Origin of the sequence: Micrococcus sp. ACRRV, from assembly GCF_022346985.1 — a bacterium.
Taxonomy (GTDB): domain Bacteria; phylum Actinomycetota; class Actinomycetes; order Actinomycetales; family Micrococcaceae; genus Micrococcus; species Micrococcus porci.
On record NZ_JAKRNH010000035.1, the window covers coordinates 1 to 21,721 of the forward strand.

The 21,721-nt window shown below is 74.5% G+C and carries 23 protein-coding genes, 3 tRNA genes and 1 pseudogene; 14 read left to right on the plus strand and 13 right to left on the minus strand.

Annotated features, from left to right (window positions below):
- Positions 1-26: 26 nt before the first annotated feature.
- The 9 genes from MHY29_RS05455 to asd all read left to right on the plus strand — a co-directional run bounded on the left by MHY29_RS05455 (position 27) and on the right by asd (position 6,489).
- Positions 27-1,040 (plus strand): NUDIX domain-containing protein, encoded by a 1,014-nt coding sequence (locus MHY29_RS05455; protein ID WP_239238727.1) that lies wholly within the window; start codon positions 27-29, stop codon positions 1,038-1,040.
- Positions 1,041-1,063: 23 nt separating this feature from the next.
- Positions 1,064-1,420 carry a GNAT family N-acetyltransferase gene (locus MHY29_RS05460; protein ID WP_239238696.1) on the plus strand — a complete coding sequence of 119 codons (357 nt, stop codon included), beginning with the start codon at positions 1,064-1,066 and terminating at the stop codon, positions 1,418-1,420.
- 140 nt (positions 1,421-1,560) lie between these two features.
- Complete coding sequence (locus MHY29_RS05465) at positions 1,561-2,181, plus strand: hypothetical protein (protein WP_239238698.1); 621 nt, start codon at positions 1,561-1,563, stop codon at positions 2,179-2,181.
- The gene (locus MHY29_RS05470; protein WP_224356550.1) at positions 2,178-2,594 is read left to right on the plus strand and encodes a GntR family transcriptional regulator; all 417 of its coding nucleotides are present in this window, start codon (positions 2,178-2,180) and stop codon (positions 2,592-2,594) included. The genes MHY29_RS05465 and MHY29_RS05470 overlap by 4 nt, the downstream gene beginning before the upstream one ends.
- Positions 2,591-3,682: a hypothetical protein gene (locus tag MHY29_RS05475; protein WP_239238700.1), complete on the plus strand. Its 1,092-nt coding sequence runs from the start codon at positions 2,591-2,593 to the stop codon at positions 3,680-3,682. Before MHY29_RS05470 ends, MHY29_RS05475 begins: the two co-directional genes overlap by 4 nt.
- Positions 3,679-4,500: a thymidylate synthase gene (locus tag MHY29_RS05480; RefSeq protein WP_239238702.1), complete on the plus strand. Its 822-nt coding sequence runs from the start codon at positions 3,679-3,681 to the stop codon at positions 4,498-4,500. Before MHY29_RS05475 ends, MHY29_RS05480 begins: the two co-directional genes overlap by 4 nt.
- Complete coding sequence (locus MHY29_RS05485; RefSeq protein WP_224356547.1) at positions 4,500-5,069, plus strand: dihydrofolate reductase; 570 nt, start codon at positions 4,500-4,502, stop codon at positions 5,067-5,069. Before MHY29_RS05480 ends, MHY29_RS05485 begins: the two co-directional genes overlap by 1 nt.
- A gap of 1 nt (position 5,070) precedes the next feature.
- Positions 5,071-5,307: an NF038396 family protein gene (locus MHY29_RS05490; RefSeq protein ID WP_224356785.1), complete on the plus strand. Its 237-nt coding sequence runs from the start codon at positions 5,071-5,073 to the stop codon at positions 5,305-5,307.
- Between the two features lie 9 nt (positions 5,308-5,316).
- On the plus strand, positions 5,317-6,489 hold the full coding sequence (asd, locus tag MHY29_RS05495) for an aspartate-semialdehyde dehydrogenase (protein ID WP_239238704.1): 1,173 nt from the start codon (positions 5,317-5,319) through the stop codon (positions 6,487-6,489).
- Between the two features lie 133 nt (positions 6,490-6,622).
- On the opposite strand, the gene MHY29_RS05500 is transcribed toward asd, so the two are convergent.
- From MHY29_RS05500 to MHY29_RS05530, 7 genes are all read right to left on the minus strand, one after another.
- Complete coding sequence (locus MHY29_RS05500; RefSeq protein WP_239238705.1) at positions 6,623-7,777, minus strand: UDP-N-acetylmuramate dehydrogenase; 1,155 nt, start codon at positions 7,775-7,777, stop codon at positions 6,623-6,625.
- Positions 7,774-8,283: a MaoC/PaaZ C-terminal domain-containing protein gene (locus MHY29_RS05505; protein WP_239238707.1), complete on the minus strand. Its 510-nt coding sequence runs from the start codon at positions 8,281-8,283 to the stop codon at positions 7,774-7,776. Before MHY29_RS05505 ends, MHY29_RS05500 begins: the two co-directional genes overlap by 4 nt.
- Complete coding sequence (locus tag MHY29_RS05510) at positions 8,283-8,732, minus strand: MaoC family dehydratase N-terminal domain-containing protein (RefSeq protein WP_239238709.1); 450 nt, start codon at positions 8,730-8,732, stop codon at positions 8,283-8,285. Before MHY29_RS05510 ends, MHY29_RS05505 begins: the two co-directional genes overlap by 1 nt.
- 58 nt (positions 8,733-8,790) lie before the next feature.
- Positions 8,791-9,099 (minus strand): hypothetical protein, encoded by a 309-nt coding sequence (locus MHY29_RS05515; protein WP_224356542.1) that lies wholly within the window; start codon positions 9,097-9,099, stop codon positions 8,791-8,793.
- Positions 9,100-9,189: 90 nt separating this feature from the next.
- Positions 9,190-9,263, minus strand: a tRNA-Met gene (locus MHY29_RS05520).
- 57 nt (positions 9,264-9,320) lie between these two features.
- Positions 9,321-9,392: transfer RNA gene (locus MHY29_RS05525), tRNA-Thr, on the minus strand.
- Between the two features lie 116 nt (positions 9,393-9,508).
- Positions 9,509-11,836, minus strand: coding sequence for a DEAD/DEAH box helicase (locus tag MHY29_RS05530; RefSeq protein ID WP_370643455.1), 2,328 nt, complete (start codon positions 11,834-11,836; stop codon positions 9,509-9,511).
- Positions 11,837-12,005: 169 nt separating this feature from the next.
- Here MHY29_RS05530 and MHY29_RS05535 point away from each other — a divergent pair, with 169 nt between their 5' ends.
- A complete protein-coding gene (locus MHY29_RS05535; protein WP_239238719.1) occupies positions 12,006-12,821 on the plus strand; it encodes a hypothetical protein in 816 nt (271 codons plus the stop codon).
- Between the two features lie 71 nt (positions 12,822-12,892).
- Here the strand turns inward: MHY29_RS05535 and MHY29_RS05540 are convergent, their stop codons facing one another.
- The 3 genes from MHY29_RS05540 to MHY29_RS05550 form a co-directional block, all read right to left on the minus strand.
- Positions 12,893-14,101 carry an amidohydrolase gene (locus MHY29_RS05540; protein WP_239238721.1) on the minus strand — a complete coding sequence of 403 codons (1,209 nt, stop codon included), beginning with the start codon at positions 14,099-14,101 and terminating at the stop codon, positions 12,893-12,895.
- A 68-nt stretch (positions 14,102-14,169) separates the two neighbouring features.
- Positions 14,170-15,426, minus strand: coding sequence for a cystathionine gamma-synthase (locus MHY29_RS05545; RefSeq protein ID WP_239238723.1), 1,257 nt, complete (start codon positions 15,424-15,426; stop codon positions 14,170-14,172).
- A gap of 32 nt (positions 15,427-15,458) precedes the next feature.
- A complete protein-coding gene (locus tag MHY29_RS05550; protein WP_239238725.1) occupies positions 15,459-17,060 on the minus strand; it encodes a pyridoxal-phosphate dependent enzyme in 1,602 nt (533 codons plus the stop codon).
- 122 nt (positions 17,061-17,182) lie between these two features.
- Here MHY29_RS05550 and MHY29_RS05555 point away from each other — a divergent pair, with 122 nt between their 5' ends.
- Together MHY29_RS05555 and MHY29_RS05560 are read left to right on the plus strand one after the other, a co-directional pair.
- On the plus strand, positions 17,183-18,193 hold the full coding sequence (locus MHY29_RS05555) for a DNA-3-methyladenine glycosylase (RefSeq protein ID WP_224356537.1): 1,011 nt from the start codon (positions 17,183-17,185) through the stop codon (positions 18,191-18,193).
- A gap of 177 nt (positions 18,194-18,370) precedes the next feature.
- Positions 18,371-18,829, plus strand: a complete 459-nt coding sequence (locus MHY29_RS05560) for a hypothetical protein (RefSeq protein ID WP_224356536.1) — start codon at positions 18,371-18,373, stop codon at positions 18,827-18,829.
- 94 nt (positions 18,830-18,923) lie between these two features.
- Here MHY29_RS05560 and MHY29_RS05565 read toward each other — a convergent pair.
- Positions 18,924-19,005 (minus strand) — tRNA-Tyr (locus tag MHY29_RS05565).
- A gap of 191 nt (positions 19,006-19,196) precedes the next feature.
- Between MHY29_RS05565 and MHY29_RS05570 the strand changes: the two genes are divergently transcribed.
- Both MHY29_RS05570 and MHY29_RS05575 read left to right on the plus strand, forming a co-directional pair.
- Positions 19,197-19,685 carry a YajQ family cyclic di-GMP-binding protein gene (locus MHY29_RS05570; protein ID WP_224356535.1) on the plus strand — a complete coding sequence of 163 codons (489 nt, stop codon included), beginning with the start codon at positions 19,197-19,199 and terminating at the stop codon, positions 19,683-19,685.
- A gap of 29 nt (positions 19,686-19,714) precedes the next feature.
- Entirely contained in the window at positions 19,715-20,221 is a 507-nt protein-coding gene (locus tag MHY29_RS05575; RefSeq protein ID WP_224356534.1) for a hypothetical protein, read from the plus strand.
- Positions 20,222-20,293: 72 nt separating this feature from the next.
- Here MHY29_RS05575 and MHY29_RS05580 read toward each other — a convergent pair whose 3' ends face one another.
- Complete coding sequence (locus tag MHY29_RS05580; protein WP_224356533.1) at positions 20,294-21,586, minus strand: MFS transporter; 1,293 nt, start codon at positions 21,584-21,586, stop codon at positions 20,294-20,296.
- Positions 21,587-21,595: 9 nt separating this feature from the next.
- A pseudogene (locus MHY29_RS05585) lies at positions 21,596-21,721 on the minus strand (IS481 family transposase); the annotation flags it as partial.

The window sequence follows — 21,721 nt, forward strand, 5'->3', positions numbered from 1 at the left end:
CCATCCCCCCGGAGGACCCCCGCACCATGTCCGCGCACCCCGACGACCGCGCCGCCGCCTGGTCCACCCCGGACGGAGCCGTCACCGCGCCCGGCGCCGAGGTGCTCGCCGCGGGCATGATCCCCTGGCGTCCGGGTGCCGAGGGCCTCGAGGTCCTCGTGATCCACCGGCCCCGCTACGACGACTGGTCCTGGCCCAAGGGCAAGGTGGACGACGGCGAGACCCTCCCGGAGGCGGCCGCCCGCGAGCTCGCCGAGGAGGTCGCGCTGACCCTCCGCCCGGGCCTGCCGCTGGCCGTGACCCGCTACGACGTCCCCGACCGCAAGGGGAAGGGGATGCTCTCCAAGGAGGTCTGGTACTGGGCCGGGGAGGCCACCGGCCAGCGCCCGACGCCCGACGGCGACGAGGTCGACGAGGCCCGCTGGGTCAGCCCGGCCCGCGCCCGCGAGATGCTGAGCAACGCCACGGACCTGGAGCCGCTGGATCGGCTGGAGCGGGCCGACGCCCGCGGGCACCTGCGCACCGTCCCGCTGCTGGTGCTGCGGCACGCGAAGGCCAAGCCGCGCTCGTCCTGGTCGCGCGCCGAGCAGGAGCGCCCGCTGGCCGCCACCGGTCGCCGCCAGGCCCACTCGGTGGCGCGCCTGATCGCGGTCTGGCGCCCCGAGCGGGTCGTCTCCTCCCCCTGGCGGCGCTGCGTGGAGACCCTCGCCCCCTTCGTGAAGGCCACCCGACTGCCCCTGAAGACCAAGTCCGCGTTCACCGAGACCACGGCGCGCGAGAAGCCCAAGAAGACCCGGCGGGCGTTCCGGGACCTGCTGGCCCGGCGTCGTCCGCAGGTGCTGTGCCTGCACCGTCCCGTGATCCCCTCGATCCTCGAGGAGGTCGACGACGCCGCCGCCCGCCCGGCCTCCGACGTGCTGGCCGCCCTGCCGCGCCGGGACCCGCACCTGCGCCCGGGCGGCGTGCTGGTGCTGCACCAGGGGCTGGACGCCAAGGGCGCCGTGGTGGCCGTCGAGGTCTACGACCCCTGGAGCGACTGACCATGCGGGCCTAGGCTCGTGGCATGGAGACCACCGCGAACCAGCACCCCGAGAAGATCGTCCACGAGCGCCTCCAGGTGACCCGGGATCCGGACCGCCAGCGCTTCGAGATGCGCCAGGACGGCGTGTTCATCGGCTTCCTGGGCTACGACGTCGAGGAGCTCCCCGCGGCCAACGGCGGTGAGGACGAGACAGTGGTGCGCCTCCAGCACACCATCATCGACGAGGCGCACGGCCGGAAGGGCTACGCCCGCGCCCTGGTGACGATCGTCCTGGACCGGCTCCGCGCCGAGGGCGAGAAGATCTCCCCCGAGTGCTCCTACGTGCAGGACTACCTGCGCCGCTACCCCGAGTACCAGGACATGGTGCGCGAGGTCTGAGACGGCGGCATCTGGCGGGGCGGGGACGAGGACGTCCCCGCCCCGTGGTGCGTGCGGACACCCCTTCCTCGTGTATCACCGTGTTGATACAGTGGGCGCAAAGGGGTGCCATTCGTCGCTCCCCGTCACCGGAGGTCGTGATGGCGCTGTTCACCGTCCTGCTGCCCGTCCTCACCGTGCTGAGCGTCTTGGCCATCGTCATCGGCACGGCGCTGAGCGTGCGGCCCTCCACCACATCTGCCGCCCTCCTGGCGCGTGTCCGATCGCACGGGGCGGCCACCGCCGTCACCGCTCTGCTGCTGGGCTCCATCTCCGGCTTCGCCGGACTGGCCGCTGAGGCCCGGCCGGAGGGGACGGAATGGACCTGGGACGCCGGCGAGTGGCACGGCGTCCCGGTCTTCCTCGACGCCGTCTGGCTCGCCCTGGCGCTGGCCCTGCTCCCGGCGATCCTCGTGGCCGCGGTGACGGTCGGTGCGCAGCGCTCCGTCCCTGCCCCCCAGGGACGGGTGCGACGCGCGGTGCTCACCCCCCGGACGGCGGCCTCGCTGGTGCCGCGCGGACCGGCGCTCCCCGGCGTCGGGATCGGCCTGGCCCTGGGCGCGACCCTGGTCCTCCTCTGGGCCGAGCCGAGCGTCCCCGCCACCCTGGCGGTGGCGCTCGTCCTTCTGCTGTGGCGCCCGCCCGCGCTGGGCGAGCTGCGCACGGGGCCAGGGATCGACCGGGCGCGGACCGCTGAGACGGTGCGGACGGAGACGGCATGAACGGCGTCGAGCCGACCCTCGAACTGGACCTCCGCTCCCCCGTGCCCCCATTCGAGCAGATACGCGCGGGCATCTCCGCCTTCGTCGACGCCGGCGTGCTCGCCCCCGGCGACCGCCTCCCCTCCGTCCGGGCTCTGGCCGCCGACCTCGGGGTGGCCCCGAACACCGTGGTGCGGGCGTACCGGGAGCTGGAGTCCGCCGGCGTCGTGCGCACCGCCCGCGGCAAGGGCACCGTCGTCGCGGACCGGCCCCGAGGCGCCCTCACCGCCGACGACGACGGCACCGCCCGGACCCTGGAGGCGGCCGTGCACAGCGCCCTCGCCGCGGGTTGGGACCGCGAGCGCGTGCAGCGCGTCGTGGAGGCCGCCCTCGTCTCTCCCCCCGCCCCCGTGGACCGGAAGGACACCCCATGACCCTCGACATCCCCCTCTGGCCCGTCCTTCTGCTCGGGCTGACCGTCGTCGGCGTGCTCGCGCTCGCCGCCCGCCGCGGGCCTCGGCGCTCCGCCCGGACGACGGCCCGCCAGCACCTGGGCCTCTGGGCGCTGCTGGCCCTGGTCCTCACCGGGGCGCTGCTCGGCCCCTGGGCCTACGTGGGGCTGTGGGCGGGCGACGGCGGGCTGTCCTGGGTGCAGGCCGACGGCGCACCGACCCGTGGCACCGTGGAGCTGGTCGAGTCCGCGGTGCCGGCAGAGCTGTTGACCCCCGGCATCGCGGCCGTGGCCCTGCTGCCCGCGCTGTGGCTCGTGGGCCTGGCCGCCCTCGCCCAGGTCACCTGGCCTCGGGAAACCGGACCGCGACGGCGGGCGGCGCTGCGCTCCCGGTCCTGGCGCCACCTGCTCTCCCGGCGCGTGCTCGTCATCCTGGGCGGGGCCACGGTCCTGGCCGCGGCGGGCATCGCCGCGATGGCCGGGCTGCCCGCCGTGGACGGCGTCCAGCTGAGCGTGCACACCGGCCCGGAGTCGACGCAGTTCCGCGCGTCTGCCGACAGCCAGCCCGCGGGCGCGGACGTCGCCCCCTGGTTCGCCGCGGCCGCGGCGACCGTGCTCGCCGCCGTGGCCGGCGTCGTGCTGGTGGTGCACCGGCGCGGGGCGCTCGGCGGGCTCAGCCCCCGCGAGGACCTCGCCGCCCGCCGGATTGCGGTGGACCGGTCCGCCCGCATCGGCGCGGCCCTGCTGGCCTGGAACGGCCTGGCCGGACTGCTGGCGGCCGGCGCGCACGCGCAGGCACGGGACGCCGCCGGGCTGCTGGGGGACCTGGCGGGCCGGTGGGCCGAAGGCGGGATCGACGTCGCCGGCGTCACGGCGGCGGTGCGCGCCCAGGACACGCCGGACGCGGGCGTCTCCGCGGCCGTCCTCGCAGCGACGGCGCTGATCGCGGCCGTGCTCATCTTCGCCCGGCCCCGTGCCGAGGAGCGGATCCTGCAGGACGGGCCCGACGCCGATCCCGTCGCGACCGGGGGCGACAGCGCGTCCGGGGGCCTCGATAGACTCCCCGGGTGAGCATCCCCACCCCCTACGAGGACCTGCTGGCCGACGTGCTCGCGCACGGCGCCGTGAAGGCGGACCGCACCGGCACCGGCACGCGCAGCGTCTTCGGCCGGCAGCTGCGCTTCGACCTGGCCGAGTCCTTCCCGCTGATCACCACCAAGAGGGTCCACTTCAAGTCCGTGGCGCTGGAGCTGCTGTGGTTCCTGCGCGGCGACTCGAACGTTCGCTGGCTCCAGGAGCGCGGCGTGACCATCTGGGACGAGTGGGCGGACGAGGGCGGCGAGCTCGGCCCGGTGTACGGCGTGCAGTGGCGCTCCTGGCCCACCCCGGACGGCGCGAGCATCGACCAGATCGCGAAGGTCGTGGAGCAGATCCGCACGAGCCCCGACTCCCGCCGCCACCTGGTCACCGCGTGGAACCCGGCCGAGGTGGACGAGATGGCCCTGCCGCCCTGCCACGCGATGTTCCAGTTCTACGTGGCCCCCGGCGTCGACGGCGCGCCCGGCGTGCTCTCCTGCCAGCTCTACCAGCGCTCGGCGGACCTGTTCCTGGGCGTGCCCTTCAACATCGCCTCCTACGCCCTGCTCACCCTGATGGTGGCCCAGCAGACCGGGCTGACCCCCGGCGAGTTCGTGTGGACCGGCGGGGACTGCCACATCTACGCCAACCACGAGGAGCAGGTGCGCGAGCAGCTCTCCCGCGAGCCGTACCCGTACCCCACGCTGCGGATCCGCCGCACGCCGGAGAGCATCTTCGACTACGAGTACGACGACTTCGAGCTCGTGGACTACCGCCACCACCCCGCGATCAAGGCCCCGGTGGCCGTCTGATGGCCCGCCACCACGACGACGGCGCTCGCCCCCGCCAGACCATCGCCATGATCTGGGCGCAGACCCCGGACGGCGTCATCGGCGCCGACGGCACCATGCCCTGGCACCTGCCCGAGGACCTCGCCCGCTTCAAGGCGCTCACCCTGGGCCACCCCGTGATCATGGGCCGGCGCACCTGGGACTCGTTCCCGGCGCGCGTCCGCCCCCTCCCCGGGCGCACGAACATCGTGGTCTCCCGCACCCTGACGGCCACCCCCGAGGCCGGCGAGGCGGTGCGGGCGGCCGGCGCCGTCGTCGTCCCCGACTTCGGGGCGGCACTGACCGCCGCGGACGAGGCGGACGGACTGGACCTCGTGTGGGTCATCGGCGGGGCCACCCTCTACGAGCAGGCCCTGGACGTGGCCACCCGTGCCGAGATCACGGTCGTGGACGTGGACGCGCCCGGCGACACCCACGCCCCCGCCCTGGACTCCCGTTGGCGGCTCGTGGCCGCCGACCCGAGCCCCGACGGCTGGCTCGACTCCGCCGCCGGGCCGCGCCGCCGCGACGAACGATGGGAGCGTGACTGACATGGCCGACCTCCCCTCCGACGAGAAGGCGCCCCTGCTGGACGCGCAGGCCGTCACCTTCCTCACGCTGATCGCCTTCCCCGTGCTCGCGTTCGTCTGCGCGGTGATGGGCCTGATCCTCGTGCTGCAGGGCAAGGTGGTGGCCGGCGTCGTGTTCCTGGTGGTGCTCACCCAGGTGTTCGCCGCGGGCGGTCTCATCACCTGGAACCGCAGGAGGCGGGACCGCTCCGGCCGGTAACGTGGGGGCATGACTTCCGCAGCCCCCGCCCCCGTGTCCCCCGCCGCTCCGGCCGCCGTGCCCACCGTGGGCATCGTGGGCTGGCGCGGCATGGTCGGCTCCGTCCTCATGCAGCGGATGGCCGAGGAGGGCGACTTCGCCCGCATCCACCCGGTGTTCTTCTCCACCTCCAACGCCGGCCGCCCCGCCCCCGTGTTCGAGGGCATGGACGGTGACGCCGGCACCCTGCAGGACGCGCACGACGTCGAGGCCCTCAAGGCCCTGCCGATCATCGTGACCGCCCAGGGCGGCGACTACACCAAGGCCGTGTACCCCGCCCTGCGCGCCGCCGGCTGGGACGGCATCTGGATCGACGCCGCCTCCACGCTGCGCATGGAGGACTCCTCCGTGATCGTGCTGGACCCCGTGAACCGCTCCGTGATCGACGCCGCGCTGGCGTCCGGCACCAAGGACTTCATCGGCGGCAACTGCACCGTCTCCTGCATGCTCATGGGCCTGGGGGGCCTGTTCCGCGAGGGCCTGGTCGAGTGGGGCACCGCCATGACCTACCAGGCGGCCTCCGGCGGCGGTGCCCGCCACATGCGCGAGCTGCTCACCCAGTACGCGGCCCTGGGCGGCGTCGTGGCCGAGGAGCTGGCCGACCCGTCGTCGGCGATCCTGGAGATCGACCGCAAGGTGCTGGAGCTGCAGCGCGGCGGCCTGGACGCGTCCCAGTTCGGGGTGCCGCTGGGCGGCTCGCTGATCCCGTGGATCGACTCGGACCTCGGCAACGGCGTCTCCCGCGAGGAGCAGAAGGCCTACGACGAGACCAACAAGGTGCTCGGCCTCACCGGCGACGACCGCATCCCGTTCGACTCGCTGTGCGTGCGCATCGGCGCCATGCGCTCCCACTCCCAGGCGCTGACGCTCAAGCTCACCCGGGACGTGCCGCTCGACGAGATCACCGAGATCGTGGCGGACGGCACCGAGTGGGTCCAGGTCGTGCCGAACGAGAAGGAGGCCTCCCTGCGGGACCTCACCCCGATCGCCGCCTCCGGCACCCTGCAGATCCCCGTCGGGCGCCTGCGCAAGCTCAACATGGGCCCGGAGTACCTCTCCGCCTTCACCGTCGGCGACCAGCTCCTGTGGGGCGCGGCCGAGCCCATCCGCCGCATGCTGATGATCGCCACCGGCAACCTCTGAGCCCCGGCCGCGGCTGCGGGGCGGCAGCACGGCGGCACTTTCGCTCAGAAGAACGTCGCTACCTTCCCGAGGAGTCGGGATAGTAGCGACGTTCTCCTTCGCGAAAGCGCGCGGGCGGGCAGGGGGCGGGTCGTCAGAGGCGGGTGCCGATAATCATCGGCTCGTGGTGCAGGTCGACGCCGAAGCGCGCCTTCACGCCGTCCCGCACCGCGCGGGCCACGGTCAACACGTCCTCGGTGGACGCCCCGCCGCGGTTGGTCACCGCCAGGGTGTGCTTCGTGGACAGCGCCGCGCGCCCCCCGGCCAGCCCGCGCCCGTCGGGGCCGCTGCCGTCCGCGTCGCCCTCGCGGCGCGGGGCGTCCGGCAGGCCGAAGCCCTTGCCGTAGCCGGCGTGGTCGATCAGCCAGGCGGCGGAGAGCTTCACCAACGGCGTGCCGTCCTCGTCCGTGCCCGCCGCGAAGGCCGGGGCCCCCTCGGGCAGGGTGACGCGCACGGTGGCCGGGACGATCGGGTTGGTGAAGTAGGAGCCGGTGGACCAGGTGTCGTGATCGGCGGCGTCGCTGACCATGCCCTTGGACGCGCGCAGCGCCAGCACGTGCTCGCGGACCTGGGCGAGGGAGACGTCGGCGCCCTCCTCGACCTCCAGGACGCGGGCCAGCTGGGCGTAGCGCACGGGAGCGGTCGGCTCGGCGCCCTCCTCGGCGCGGCGCAGGCGCAGGTCGATCGAGAGCACGATCCACCGGGGGCTCGGCGACCCGTCCTCGAGCATGGAGCGCTTGATCACCGAGTCGCGGTACCCGAAGCGCAGATCCTCGGCGGACAGCTCGACGACCTGCCCGGCCGCGCGGTCGAACGCCCGCAGGGACACGAGCACCTGGGACACGTCCGCCCCGTAGGCGCCTACGTTCTGCACGGGGGTGGCGCCGGCGGACCCCGGGATGCCCGAGAGCGCCTCGACACCGGCCAGCCCGTGCTCCACCGTCCAGGCCACGGCCTCGTCCCACACGTGGCCCGCGGCCACGCGCACGACGACGTCGCCTGCCCCGTCCGCGGCGCCCTCGGCGGGGAGGACCTCCACGCCGGTGAAACCCATGTGCACCACGGTGCCCTCGAACCCGGCGTCCGCCATCAGGGTGTTGGACCCGCCGCCGAGCACGAACAGCGGCTCGCCGGCCGCGTCCGCGGCGCGCACGGCCGCGACGGCCTCGGCCTCGGTGCGGGCCTCGACCCAGGCGCGCGCCGGGCCGCCGACGCGGGTGGTGGTGTGGTCGGACAGGCGCTCGCTCACGCGGTCTCCTCGGGGGTCTCGACGGCCTTGGTCAGGCGCACGAGCGCCTGGGCCTTGGTCAGCACGCGGGGCTTGGCCTGGGCCGGGTCGTTGACGGTGAGGTCGATGCGGACGGTCCCGGCCTCGGCGTCGATCGCGCCGACCGCGCCGGAGACCTCCAGGACGGCCCCGGGGACGGGCGCGCCGGCGTCGTCGGTCTGACCGGTGGTGTCCGCGACCGGCACCATGGCCGTGAAGCGCGTCTGGTAGTCGACGACCGCGCCGGGGTCACCGGCCCAGTCGGTGACCAGCTGCACGGCCGCGCCCATGGTCAGCATGCCGTGCGCGATGACGCCGGGCAGGCCCACGGATGCGGCGAAGGCCTGGTTCCAGTGGATGGGGTTGTGGTCCCCGGAGGCGGCGGCGTAGGCCACCAGGCCGGCGCGCGTGAGCGGCACGGTCCGAGAGCCGATCGACTGGCCCTTCGCCAGCTCGGCCAGGACGGGGCGGGCGGACTGCGCGCGCATCAGGACTCCTCTCCGCGGACCAGCAGGGTCGAGGCGACGTCCGAGACGGGCGCCCCGGCGGCGTCGACGATCTCTGTGACGGTGGTGACCATCCGGTTGCCGCCGAGCTCCTTGACGGCCTCGATCAGCACGGTGGCGGTGAGCTCGTCCCCGGCCACGATGGGCCGGTGATGGGTGAAGCGCTCGTCCGCGTGGACCACACGGGAGAAGTCGATGCCCGCCTCCGGGTCCGCTACGACGGCGGCCTCGGCCCGCTGGGCGACCACCACGGCGAACGTGGGCGGGGCGACGACGTCCGCGTACCCGAGCGCGCGGGCCGCGTCCACGTCCGTGTGCGCGGGATGGGCGGCCTGCACGGCGTCGGCGAACGCGCGGACGGCCTCCCGGCCGACCTGGTACGCGGGCGCGGGCGGATACGTGCGTCCGACCAGGGACTCGGTCTCGCTCACGGGGGCTCCTCACATCTGAGACGGCCGCCCGCGGGCGGCCTCGGCCAGGGCCTCCAGCCTAGCGGCCGCTCCCCCGGCCCTTCCGCCGGGCGCTCCGGGCGGCGGACTCGCGTCGGCCGGCCTCCCGCAGCCGCACCAGCTGCGCCGAGAGGTGGACGAGGACACCGGCGCCGAGCACACCCAGCGCTGTCCAGGACAGGGCGAGCACGTGCGCGGTGGCGCCGACGACGGACAGGACGATGCCGATGAGGAACAGCGCGGAGCCGGTGAGGACCATGCCGCGGTAGAGCCGGGAGCCGTGCTCCCACGGGGAGACGAACCCGCCGGAGCGGGCGGAGGGCTCGGGGCGACGCGCGGAGGTGGGCATGGGCGCCAGTCTACGGAGCACGGGCGGGAGGCCCGGCGAGGCGCCGGGAACGACGAAGGCCCAGACCACAGGGTCCGGGCCTTCGATCGGTAGCGGCGGAGGGACTCGATCCCTCGACCTCACGATTATGAGTCGTGCGCTCTAACCAGCTGAGCTACGCCGCCACAACATGAGGAGCCCGCGCTCGCGGCGCAAGCCGAGAGAACGGGCTCTCATGTCAGAGCCCCGACCGGGAATCGATCCCGGGACCTCCATCTTACCAAGATGGCGCTCTACCACTGAGCTATCGGGGCAACGAGGTAAGACTCTACAGCATCTTTCCCACTGATGCAAAATCGGGGCCGCGGCGGCCTCTCCGAGCACCTCGGAAGGTCCACCACGGCCCCGGTCAGGAGCGCGTCAGCGGGGGTCAGCGGCGCGGTCCGCGGTCCCGACGGTCGTCGGAGCCCCAGCGCGGCTTGCGGGCGCCCGGACGGCCGCCGCGGTCGTCACGGTCGTGGCGGAACCCACCCCGGTCCTCGCGAGGGCCGCGGTCGTCACGGTCGTGGCGGAACCCACCCCGGTCCTCGCGAGGGCCGCGGTCGTCGCGGTCCTTGCGGAAGCCGCCGCGCTCGGGGCGCTCGCCGCGGTCCCTGCGGAACCCCCCACGGTCGCCCCGGTCCCGGCGGAAGCCGCCGCGGTCCTCGCGCGGACCGCGGTGGCCGCGCTCGCCGTCACCGTCGCGCTCGGCGCGGGTGGGCCGGCCGGTGTCCTTGCGCAGGTTCAGGCGGCGCCCGTTGATCTCCGTGTTCGCCGCGGCGTCCAGCTGGGCCGCGGTCAGGTCCGCGGGCAGCTCCACGAGGGCGTGGTTGCCGCGCAGGTCGATCGCGCCGATCGCGGAGGCCGGCAGGCCGACCTCGTTGGCCAGCGCGCCCACGATGTTGCCCGGACGGACGCGGTCCTGGTGGCCGACGCCGATCCAGTACGTCGCGTTGCCGGCGGCGGGCTCGCGGCGCGGGCCGCGGGAGCCACGGCCGTCGCGGTCGCCCCGCTCGGAACGGTCGCCCCGCTCACGGCGGTCGTCGCGGTCGCGATCGCGGCGCACGCGGCCGCCGGCCGGGACCTCGTCGGCCTCGGTGAGCAGCGGGCGCCCGCCCTGGGCCATGAGGGCCAGGGCCGCCGCCGCGCGGGCCGGGTCGACGTCGTTCGCCTCCACGTACTCGGCGACCATGCGCGCGTAGGTGTCCAGGTCTGCCTCGGAGGCGGTCTCCAGGGTGCGCCCGATGCCGGCGACGACGCCGCGCGTGCGGGCCTCGTTCACCTGCGCCACGGTGGGCACCTGCATCTCCTCGACCTCCTGGCGCGTGGTGCGCTCGATCTGCTTGAGCAGGAAGCGCTCGCGGGGGGTCATGAAGAGCACGGCGTCGCCGGAGCGGCCGGCGCGGCCCGTGCGGCCGATGCGGTGCACGTAGGACTCGGCGTCCTGCGGGATGTCGTAGTTCACGACGAGGGAGATGCGCTCCACGTCCAGACCGCGGGCGGCGACGTCGGTGGCCACGAGGATGTCCACGCGGCCGGCCTTGAGGTCGTCCACGGTCTTCTCGCGCTGCTTCTGCGCGACGTCGCCGGAGATGGCCACGGCGGAGAAGCCGGCCTGGTTCAGGCGCTGCGCCAGCTCGTCCGTGCCGGCGCGGGTGCGGACGAACGCGATGACGCCCTCATGGTCCTCGGTCTCGAGGATGCGGGTCATCGCCTCGAACTTCCACTGATGCGCGATCTGCAGGTAGCGCTGGCGGATGTTCGTGCCGGTGGTCGACTGGCGGGCGACCGCCACCTCCTCCGGGTCGTTCAGGTACTGCGCGGAGATCCGGCGGATCGCCGGGGGCATGGTGGCGGAGAACAGCGCGGTCTGCTTGGAGTCCGGAGTCTCCGCGAGGATGCGGTCCACCTCCTCCGCGAAGCCCATGCGCAGCATCTCGTCCGCCTCGTCCAGCACGAGGGTCTGCAGCTGAGAGAGGTCCAGGTTGCCGCGCTCGAGGTGGTCGATCACGCGGCCCGGGGTGCCGACGACGACCTGGGCGCCGCGGCGCAGGCCGGCCAGCTGGGGACCGTACGGGGCGCCGCCGTAGACGGCGAGCACCGAGACGTCGTCCAGGTGCTTGGCGTAGGACTCGAACGCCTCGGCGACCTGGAGTGCGAGCTCGCGGGTCGGGGCCAGGGCGAGGATCTGGGGGGCCTGCGAGCGTCCGTTGACGTCCTGGGTCTCGGCCAGGCGGGAGAGTGCCGGCAGGGCAAACGCACCGGTCTTGCCGGTGCCGGTCTGGGCGAGGCCCACGACGTCGCGGCCGTCCAGCAGCAGCGGGATGGTCGCCTCCTGGATGGGCGAGGGACGCTGGTAACCCAGGTCCTCGACGGCGGCCAGGACACGGGCGTCCAGGCCGAGGGAGAGGAACGTGGGTCCGGCCGGCTCAGCGTCGGCCTCGGCGTCGTCGGCGTCCTGCTCGGCGGCGGGGGCCTCCGCCGTGGTCTCGGCCAGCTCGGGGTCGAACTCGGTCAGGTCCACGGGTGCCTGATCGTCGGCGGGGATGGTCTCATGGGGCGTCAAGGCGTCCTCCTGGGGATGCGCAGGCGCGCCGGCGGGCGACGGTCGCGGGTCGTCGTCGTGGGCGCGGGGGCTGCTGGGATGGAAGTGACCGTCCAGCCGCGAAGTCCCCCGGGGCCGCGACGTTCGCGACCCGCACACACATCTGCACGACATCTGCATCCAACGGCGTGGCTCACGCGTCCACGCTCTCCACCACAGGGGGAAATGACCGGATCCGGTTCCCCCACTGTACGCGAGTGCACCCTCGCCCGTCTGCGCCCCGGTGGTGTGTCCTGCCCCACCGTCCTGCCCCTCCCCGGGCCCGCCCGATAGGCTCGGGCCCGTGGCAGACAACAGCGCAGAGAACAGCAGCGACCGCATCGCCCGCGCCGCCGGACGCGCCGCCCGCGCCTTCCGCGAGGGCCAGGACGCCGAGCGGATCCGCCGCGAGCAGGCGCGCGCCGAGGCCCCCCGAACCGCAGACGCCGACGGTTCGCGCGCCACCGGCCTGCGCGAGCGCGCCGTCCGTGCCGCGGCCCAGGCGGCCGAGCGGGCCGAGCCCCTGAAGGAACGCGTGGGCCACGCCGCCGGCGAGGCCGGCCGCAGCTTCAAGGAGAACCAGGCGCAGGACGCCGCGCGCCTGCGCGGGGTGCGGGAGCAGGTCCGCGCCAACGACGACGCCGCCCGCGCCGAGCGTCAGGCCGAGCGAGAGCGCGCCCTCGACGCCCGCGACGAGACCGAGGCCGGCAGGGTCCACCCGCTGCTGCGCCTCACCCGGCTGTGGTGGCTCGCCGTCTCCCTGCTGCTGCTCGGGCTGGCCACCGCGTTCGTCTACAACGGCGTGCGGGCCGACCGCGACGGCGGCGAGGTCATCGACCCCGTCACCGGTCTGCAGTCCATCGGCCCGCTCGGCGGAGCCACCGGTCAGTACACCGTGGGCGGCGTGCTCGCGGCGCTGGCGCTCGTCACCCTCTGGGGCTGGGTGGGCCTCCTGCGGCGCCGCCGCGCCTCCCTCGGCACGCTGACCACCGTGGCCGTGCTGCTGGCCATCCCCGCGGTGCTGCGCCCGAATCCTCTGTTCATCGTGCTCGGCGCGGCCATGGCGATCGGCGCCGTGCTCCTCTGGCTGCCGCCGGTGCGCTCCCGCGTGCGCCGCTAAGCGGACACGAGACTTCGGGGGCCGGCATCGCCGGCCCCCGCGTCGTGTCCGCCCCGCCCAGGCCTCCGCGGTCAGTCCTCCGCGGGGCGGGCGGAGGCGACGACCGGGCGGGCCGCGGCGGCGTCGTACTCCATCACCGGACGGCCCCCGATCCACACGCGCAGCGCACGCTGCATGACGTCCAGCGGGTCCCCCGACCAGAGGACCAGATCGGCGTCCTTGCCCGGGGCGAGGGAGCCGATGCGGTCCGCGAGCCCGAGGACCTTCGCCGGGTTCAGCGTGATGGCCCGCAGCGCGGTGTCCCGGTCCAGCCCCTCCTTGACCGCGAGCGCCGCCTGGTAGACGAGGAAGTCGATCGGCACCACCGGGTGGTCCGTGATGATGCTGATCTCCACGCCCGCACGGGCCAGTCGGCCGGGGTTGCGCAGGGACCGACCGCGCAGCTCCGGCTTGGACTTGGTGGTGAAGAGCGGGCCGATCAGCACGGGCACCCCGCGCTCGGCGAGCACGTCCGCGAGCGGGTGCGCCTCGGTGCCGTGGTCGAGCACGAGGTCGTAGCCGAACTCGTCGGCGATGCGCAGGGCCGTGGCGACGTCGTCGGTGCGATGGCAGTGCTGGCGCCACGGGATCCTGCGCTCCAGGACCAGAGCGAGGGCCTCCATGTGCGGGTCCTTCGTGAACGGCTTGCCGTCCGCCTCGGCCTCCGTGCGGCGGGCCATGTAGCCCTGCGCCTCCATGAAGGCCCGACGGATCACGAGGGCGGTGCCCAGGCGGGTGGACGGGGTGCGGCCCTGCTCCTTGTAGACGGTCTTGGGGTTCTCCCCCAGCGCGGACTTCACGCCGGACGGGGCGCGCAGCACCATCTCGTCCACCGTGCGCCCGTGGGTGTGCATGGCCACGGCCTGGCCGCCGATCGGGTTGCCCGAGCCGGGGTTGACGTTGACGGTGGTGATGCCGCCGGCCAGGGCGTCCCGCCAGCCGGGCTCGTTCGGGTCCACGGCGTCGAGGGCGCGCACGCCCGCCATGACGGGGTCCGTCATCTCGTTGACGTCGGCGGTGGCCCCGACCTCGCCCTCGGCGTGCATGCCCAGGTGGACGTGGGCGTCCACAAAGCCGGGCAGGAGCCAGCGTCCCCCGCAGTCGACGACGTCGGCGCCCGCCGGGATCTCGACGTCCGGGCCGAGGGCGGAGATCCGCCCGTCCTCGGCCAGGAGGACGCCGTCGAACGGGTCGGACTCGACGGGGACCACGTGGGCGTTCGTGAAGGCGGTGATGCTCATATGATCCACATTACGACGCCGGCCGGACTCGGAAGGGGTCCCGCCGGCGTCGCACGAGGCGGGGCGCGTCAGCCGGCCAGGCCGGCGATCGCCTGCTCGAGGTCGGCGATGAGGTCGGAGGCGTCCTCGATGCCCACGGACAGCCGCACGAGGTCGTCCGGGACGGCCAGCTCGGTGCCGGCCACGGAGGCGTGGGTCATCTCCGCCGGGTAGTTCATCAGCGACTCGATGCCGCCGAGGGACTCGGCCAGCTGGAACAGGCGCGTAGACTCGGCGACCTTCTTGGCCGCCGCGGCGCCCCCGTGGAACCGCACCGACACCATGCCGCCGAAGCCGCGCATCTGGCGCTTCGCAAGCTCGTGGCCCGGGTGGTCCGGCAGGCCCGGGTACAGCACCTGGGACACGGCGGACTGCTCGGTGAGCCACTCGGCCACGGCCTGCGCGTTGGCCTGGTGGCGATCCATGCGGACCCCGAGGGTCTTCACGCCGCGGGTGGTGAGGTAGGCGTCGAACGGGCCGTTGACGGCGCCCGCGGCGAACTGCTGGAACTTCACCTTCTCGGCGAGCTCGGCGTCCGGGATCACCAGGGCGCCGCCGATGACGTCCGAGTGGCCGCCGATGTACTTGGTGGTGGAGTGCACCACCACGTCCGCCCCCAGGGCGATGGGGTTCTGCAGGTACGGGGTGGCGAACGTGTTGTCCACCACGAGCAGCGCGCCCCGGCCGTGGGCGGCCTCGGCGATCGCGGCGACGTCGGAGATCTTCATCATCGGGTTGGAGGGGGTCTCCAGCCAGACCATCACCGGGCCGGACGCGGAGGCCTGCTCGACGGCGGCGGCCACCTGCTCCGGCTCGCCCATGTCCACCACGGCGTGGTCCACGCCCCAAGGCTTGAGGACCCTGGAGATGAGGCGGTACGAGCCGCCGTAGACGTCGTTGCCCATCACGATGGTCATGCCGGGCTGACCGGCGCCCATGATGAGGGCGGTCTCGGCGGCCAGGCCGGACGCGAACGTCAGGCCGGTGGCCTTCGGCGTCCCGTCCGGGTCCACGCCGGCCTCCAGCGCGGCGAGCTGCTCCTGCAGGGCGTCACGGGTGGGGTTGGTGCCGCGGCCGTAGTCGTAGCCACGGCGCAGCTCGCCGATGGCGGTGGGCGCGTAGGTGCTGGAGATGTGCAGCGGCGGGACGACGGCGCCGTACACCTCGTCCAGGTGCTGTCCCGCGTGCACGGCACGGGTGCCGAAGCCCTCCGCGGGCCCCTCCGTGACCTCGGGGCCGGAGGGGGCGGTGTCGTGGGGCTGCTCGTGGGCGTTCTGCTCGGTCATGCCGGAGGCTCCTTGTCTCGGGGGCGGCTGTCTCAGGCGGTGGCGTAGACGAGGACGTCGTGCAGGGTCACCACACCCTGGACGATGCCCGCGTCCATCACCAGCAGGATCGGGTCCTTCTGCAGCCGGCGGGCGGCCGCGCGGAGGGTCGTGGCGGCGCCGACGCTCGGGAGCGCGGGCTCCATGACGGCGGACACGGCCGAGCCGGGCTGCACCCGGCCTGCCGCCAACGCGGCCGCGAGCGCGGAGGCGGACACCGTGCCGCGGACCTCGTTGATGCGCAGGTCGTGGCGCGGCTCGGCGATCACGGGCAGGGCGTCCACGCCGTAGCGGGCGAGGGTGGCGACGGCGTCGGCCACGGTGGTGTCCGGGGACGCGGTGACGAGGGTGGGCACGGAGCCGGGGAACAGGTCCTCCTTGTCCGCGAGCACGTCCGCCAGGGAGGCGTCCCAGCGGGAGCCGAGGACCGGCGTCGCGGTGGCGGCGCCGTCCTGCGGCGAGCCCTCGCCCGGGGCCTCCACGGGGGTGCCCACACCGCCGCGCGCGCCCTCGCGGGAGTCGGACGGCGCCGTGGCCACGGCGGAGCGGGTGCGGCCCTGCGCCCAGGCGGGCAGCACCGTCTCCTCCTGCGCGTAGTGGAAGCCGCGCTCGTCCATCCAGTCGTCGTTGAAGATCTTGGCCAGGTAGCCGCGGCCGGAGTCCGGCAGGACGATCACCATGACGTCGTCGGGACCGAGCTCGCGGGCCGCCTGCAGCCCGGCCACCACGGCCATGCCGGAGGAGCCGCCGACCAGCAGGCCCTCCTCCGCGGCCAGGCGGCGGGTCATCTCGAACGCGGCGTCGTCGGAGACGGCGATGACCTCGTCCGGGACCGAGGGGTCGTAGTTCCCCGGCCACATGTCCTCGCCGACGCCCTCGACGAAGTAGGGGCGCCCGGTGCCGCCGGAGTAGACGGAGCCCTCCGGGTCCGCGCCGATCACGCGCACCGGGCTCGACGCGCGGTCCGCGGAGACCTCCTTGAGGTAGCGGCCCGTGCCGGTGATGGTGCCGCCGGTGCCGGCGCCGATGACCACGTGGGTCACCGTGCCCGCGGTGTCCTCCCAGATCTCCGGGCCGGTGGTCTCGTAGTGCGAGGCCGGGGCGGCCGGGTTGAAGAACTGGTTCGGCTGGAACGCGCCCGGGATCTCCTTCTCCAGACGGTTGGCCACGCCGTAGTAGGACTCGTCCGAGGACGGCTCCACGGAGGTGGGGGTGACCACGATCTCCGCACCGTACGCGGTGAGGACGTCCCGCTTCTCCTGGCCGACCTTGTCCGGGGTGACGAACACGGCCCGGTAGCCCTTCTGCTGGGCCACGAGGGCCAGGCCCACGCCGGTGTTGCCGGAGGTGGGCTCCACCACGGTGCCGCCGGGGGCGAGCTTCCCGTCCCGCTCGGCCTCCTCGAGCATGCGCAGCGCGATGCGGTCCTTCACGGAGCCGCCCGGGTTCAGGTACTCCACCTTGACGAGCACGGTGGCCTCCACGCCCTCCGTGACGCGGTTGAGCTTCACCAGCGGGGTCCGGCCGATCAGGTCCAGGACGTTCTCGGCCCAGCGCGGCTGACCGTGGGCGGGGGCGGGGTTGATCTCGTTCACGGCGCCCACGCTACGCGAGCCTCCGGACACGGCACCGAGGTCCGGTCACCGGACGCCATGTGCTCCGCTCACAGCGGACGCCCCCGGCCGGGACGGCGCACCGCACGCGGTACCGTGCCGCCATGGTCCCGCCCCTGTCCGTCCCGCCGGATGCCGTCGTGCGCCTGGCCCCGGGCGTCCCGGTGGACGTGGCCGCCACGCTGCGTCCCCTGCAGCGCGGCGCGGCCGACCCCACGGTGCGCGCGGCGCCGACGGGGGTGTGGCTCACCCGCCGCGAGCGCGTGGACGGGGCCACGCTGCCGGCCACCCTCCTGGTCTCCCCGCAGGTCCGGGGCGAGGTGACGGCTCGCGCCTGGGGCCCCGGGGCCGCCGCCGCGCTCGCCGGGCTGCCCGCCCTGCTCGGCCTGCACGACACCGGCTGGGACGCCTTCGACGCGCTCCTCGCCCCGGACCCCCGCCGCCCCTCCCTGCCGCACGCCCTGCGCGAGGCCCGCCGCACCCGAGAGGGACTGCGCCTGCCCGCCGCCGGACACCTCTCCACCCAGCTGATGACCGTGGTCCTCGAGCAGAAGGTCACCCACGACCAGGCCCGCCACGGCTGGCGCACCCTCGTCCGGCTGGCCCACGGGATCGACGACGCCACCCCGCCCGGTCCGGCACCCGCGGGGATGCTCCTGCCGCCGACCCCGCGCGCGGTCCTGGCGATCCCCTCCTGGGATTGGCACGCGCGCGCCTGGGTCCAGCCCGCCCAGTCCCGGACGGTGCTGGAGGTGGCGCGCCGCGCGTCGGCGGTGGACCGGCTGGGGGCCGCCGTGGCCCCCGGGGACGTCGCCGGCACGGCCGCGCTCGCGGCCCGGCTGCAGGCGATCCCGGGGGTCGGCCCGTGGTCCGCGGCGGAGGCGCTGCAGCGCAGTCACGGCTCAGCCGACCTGGTGTCCGTGGGCGACTTCCACCTCGCGCACCTGGTCGGCCAGGTCCTCGCGGGGCGACGGACGGACGACGCCGGCATGCTGCGGCTGCTGCAGCCGTGGGAGGGGCACCGCCAGCGGGTGGTGCGGATGATCGGCGCCTCCGGGGCGAGCAAGGAGCGGTTCGGGCCGCGACTGGCCCCCGCGGACCACCGGGCCTACTGACCCGGGCAGCGCGCCCCGAACCCTCCTGCACAGGGCACCAGGCCCCGGCGCGTCGTCCCCGGATCAGCGCCCACCACGCGTGACGGCCGGCACGCTCCGCCGAGGGTGGAGGCACGGCGTCCACAGGGGCGTCGACCCGACCGCCGGGCACCCCGGCGCCGCCCCGAGGAGGACACCATGACCGCCCAGCACGCCGAGCCCACCCGCACCGACCGCGCCGAGCCGCACGGCCCCGGCACCCCCGCCACCCTGCGCCCCGGTGAGCGCGGCAGCGTCCTGGTGCTCTCCCCCGCCGGGCCGCCCGAGGCGGCGATGGGGCACGCCGTCGCGTGGATCACCGCGTTCGAGGACGACTGCGGCCTGGTGCTGGACCGCGACGCCACCAGCCTCTACGCGGTCTCCCCCGCGGACGGGCTCCGCCGCGAGGGCGACGTCCCCTCCGACGGGGGCATCGCAGAGCACCTGGACTTCGTCCTCGCCGGGGACGTCTGGCACCACCGCGGCACCTGCCCGCCCGCCCCGGCCGGCTCGGACGTCGACGGCTGGGCGCTGCTGGTGCACCGCCTGCAGCGCGAGGCCCCGCGTGGCGCGCTCGGGACCGTCTGGGACGTGTTCCCGCTGCCGGCCGCGGGGTGAGGGCGGACCCGGCGGGGACACCGGAGGCCCGGAGGGCCCCGGAGAGGCAGAAGACCCCGGGACCGGTGCTCCGGTCCCGGGGTCTCCCTCCCGGTGGCAGATGAGGGATTCGAACCCCCGTAGGCAGTGCCAGCTGATTTACAGTCAGCCCCCTTTGGCCGCTCGGGTAATCTGCCAGGCCGCTCATCGGTGCCCCCACGAATCCGTGAGGCCGACCGATCAGGCGAGAGACGACTCTACAGCACACCGTGCACCCCTCGCCAATCGAGCCGGGACCGGCACGGGGCACGGCCGGTAGGGTGGGCGCAGAATCCGCGCCCGGGCCGCAGGGACCCCGGCGCGCCCGCCCACGCAGCAAGGAGCACCCATGGCCAGCGATTCCACGTTCGACGTCGTCAGCAAGGTGGACAAGCAGGAGGTGTCCAACGCCCTGAACCAGGCGCAGAAGGAGATCGCCCAGCGCTACGACTTCAAGGGCGTCGGCGCGGAGATCGACTTCTCCGGCGAGAAGATCCTCATGAAGGCGAACTCCGAGGAGCGCGTCAAGGCCGTCCTGGACGTCTTCGAGTCCAAGCTGGTCAAGCGCGGCATCTCCCTGAAGTCCCTGGACTGCGGAGAGCCCTTCGCCTCCGGCAAGGAGACCCGCATGGAGGCCTCCATCAAGGAGGGCATCGACCAGCCCACCGCCAAGAAGATCACCAAGCTGATCCGCGACGAGGCCCCCAAGTCCGTCAAGGCCGTGATCCAGGGAGACGAGCTCCGCGTCTCCTCCAAGTCCCGTGACGACCTCCAGGAGACCATCGCGCTCCTGAAGACGTTCGAGGACGCCGACCTGCAGTTCATCAACTTCCGCTGAGCCGCCCCGCCCGAGACCGAGGAGTCCCGATGCTCTACCTGATCGACCCCCGCGGCGCCGTGTGGCAGTCCGACGTCACCCTCGGGCGCGCCCTCGCCCGCCAGAAGGTGGACGGCCGCCCCGTGGACGACGTGCCGCTGAAGAAGGCCGTGCTGCCGATCGACGAGGCCGACGTCCTGGACCTCGGCCTGCGCCACGGCGTGGCCGCCCCCCGCGGCATCCTGCTCGACGGCGGCTGGGTCACCCAGGTCCTGCAGCCCTCCCAGCTCAAGCGTCAGCGCGCCAACCAGGACGCCACCGCCGACCAGCTGGAGCCCGTCGAGCTGCGCACCGAGACCGACTCCCTGCGCTCCAGCCGTCACGCCGCCGTCGTCGAGGGCGCGCACCGCGACCTGGACACGCGGATCGAGAAGGCCGAGAAGGCCGCCCGCGAGGCCCTCCAGGCCGCCCCGCGCCGCGAGCTGGTGACCCACTGGCGCGGCATGGGCGGCGGCCTGCCCGCCACCATCCAGGCGGACCTCGCCGACGCTGACTGAGCCGAGAGCCCCACTGAGCCGGCGGCCGGGCCGCCGCCTCCCTCCGGACGCCCCCGACGCGCGGCGCCCCCGCTACGGCGTGGGACGCCGCGCGTCGTAATGCAGGAACCCCGGCTGGACGCGCATCAGGAGCGCGATCCCGGCCACGCACAGCACGCCGCCCAGCACCAGGGTGGCCCCCTCCCCCAGGGCCGCCGAGGCCGTGCCCTGGATCATCTCCCCCACCCGCGGCCCGCCGGCCACCACGACGACGAACACCCCCTGCAGCCGTCCCCGGAGATGGTCCGGGGTCGCCGACTGCAGGATGGTGGTGCGGAACACCGCGGACACCGAGTCGGCGGCGCCGGCCACCACCAGGCACGCTGCGCATGCGGCCAGGGCGGGGCCCAGGCGCGGGTCGCCGTCGGGCAGCGGGGCGGCCCAGAGGACCACCGCCCCGAACGCGGCCACGGACAGGCCCCACGCCGCGATGGCCACGGCCACACCACGGCCCTGGCGATGCACCCGCGTGAACGTCCCGGAGAACAGGCCCGCCAGGAACGTGCCCGCCGCCATGGACGCCAGCAGCACGCCGACCGCGGCCTCGCCACCGCCGAGGATCGTCCCGCCCACCGCCGGCAGCAGGGCACGCGGGAACGCCGTGGCCATGGCCACGATGTCCGCCACGAACGTCATCCGGACGTTGCGCCGGGTGCCGAGGAACCGGAAGCCGTCCAGCACCGAGGAGAGGCCGCCTCGTCCGGCGTCGTCCGGGGCGGCCGAGCGGTCCGGGGGCAGGGAGGGGAGCCTCCACACCGCCCAGAGCGCCGCCAAGAACGTCACCACGTCCACCGTGTACGTCCACGCGTAGCCGACCGACGCCACCAGCACCCCGCCGAGCAGGGGCCCGGCCATCATGGCCGTCGAGAAGGTGAGCATGTTCAGCGCGTTGGCGGCCGGCAGCAGGGCCGGCCCCACCAGCGCGGGGATGATGGCCCCGCGGGTGGGCTGGTTGATGCCGGAGGCCGCCGAGTGCAGCGCCACCAGCCCGTAGAGCACCCCCACGGACTCCACGCCCGCCCACGCGTGCGCCGCGATCAGGGCGGTGGCCGCCCACATGACGGCGCCGGAGGCGAGGGCGACCGTCCTGCGGTCGTGGCGGTCCGCCACGGCGCCGCCGTACAGGCCCGCGACCACCAACGGGATCAGGGCGGCCAGGCCCAGCATCCCGACCGCGAAGGACGAGCCCGTCAGGGCGAAGACCTCGAGGGAGACCGCCACGAGCGTGAGCTGCGTCCCCACGAACGCGAGGGCGTTGCCGAGCCACAGCCGCCGGTACGCGGGCGAGGCCTCCAGCGGGGCGAGGTCGACGAGCAGACGGGGCACCCGCGAAGCCTAGCTGTGATGTCCAGGGAGGTTGTTGAGCCTGCTGGCAGGTGCGGCTCCGATCGCGGAGTGGACTCGGTGATGATTGTAGAAGTGCACCCACCCAGGCAACGCGGCCCTGCGTTCGGTCTCTGA

Bases quoted from the DNA above. Each gene is read 5' to 3' on its own strand.
- MHY29_RS05460 (WP_239238696.1), top strand. From the start codon at position 1,064: ATGGAGACCACCGCGAACCAGCACCCCGAGAAGATCGTCCACGAGCGC.
- MHY29_RS05485 (WP_224356547.1), top strand. From the start codon at position 4,500: ATGGCCCGCCACCACGACGACGGCGCTCGCCCCCGCCAGACCATCGCC.
- MHY29_RS05575 (WP_224356534.1), top strand. From the start codon at position 19,715: ATGCTCTACCTGATCGACCCCCGCGGCGCCGTGTGGCAGTCCGACGTC.
- MHY29_RS05555 (WP_224356537.1), top strand. From the start codon at position 17,183: ATGGTCCCGCCCCTGTCCGTCCCGCCGGATGCCGTCGTGCGCCTGGCC.
- MHY29_RS05570 (WP_224356535.1), top strand. From the start codon at position 19,197: ATGGCCAGCGATTCCACGTTCGACGTCGTCAGCAAGGTGGACAAGCAG.
- MHY29_RS05545 (WP_239238723.1), bottom strand. From the start codon at position 15,426: ATGACCGAGCAGAACGCCCACGAGCAGCCCCACGACACCGCCCCCTCC.
- MHY29_RS05515 (WP_224356542.1), bottom strand. From the start codon at position 9,099: ATGCCCACCTCCGCGCGTCGCCCCGAGCCCTCCGCCCGCTCCGGCGGG.
- MHY29_RS05540 (WP_239238721.1), bottom strand. From the start codon at position 14,101: ATGAGCATCACCGCCTTCACGAACGCCCACGTGGTCCCCGTCGAGTCC.
- MHY29_RS05560 (WP_224356536.1), top strand. From the start codon at position 18,371: ATGACCGCCCAGCACGCCGAGCCCACCCGCACCGACCGCGCCGAGCCG.
- MHY29_RS05505 (WP_239238707.1), bottom strand. From the start codon at position 8,283: ATGCGCGCGCAGTCCGCCCGCCCCGTCCTGGCCGAGCTGGCGAAGGGC.
- MHY29_RS05490 (WP_224356785.1), top strand. From the start codon at position 5,071: ATGGCCGACCTCCCCTCCGACGAGAAGGCGCCCCTGCTGGACGCGCAG.
- MHY29_RS05465 (WP_239238698.1), top strand. From the start codon at position 1,561: ATGGCGCTGTTCACCGTCCTGCTGCCCGTCCTCACCGTGCTGAGCGTC.
- MHY29_RS05455 (WP_239238727.1), top strand. From the start codon at position 27: ATGTCCGCGCACCCCGACGACCGCGCCGCCGCCTGGTCCACCCCGGAC.
- MHY29_RS05470 (WP_224356550.1), top strand. From the start codon at position 2,178: ATGAACGGCGTCGAGCCGACCCTCGAACTGGACCTCCGCTCCCCCGTG.
- asd (WP_239238704.1), top strand. From the start codon at position 5,317: ATGACTTCCGCAGCCCCCGCCCCCGTGTCCCCCGCCGCTCCGGCCGCC.
- MHY29_RS05475 (WP_239238700.1), top strand. From the start codon at position 2,591: ATGACCCTCGACATCCCCCTCTGGCCCGTCCTTCTGCTCGGGCTGACC.
- MHY29_RS05530 (WP_370643455.1), bottom strand. From the start codon at position 11,836: ATGTCGTGCAGATGTGTGTGCGGGTCGCGAACGTCGCGGCCCCGGGGG.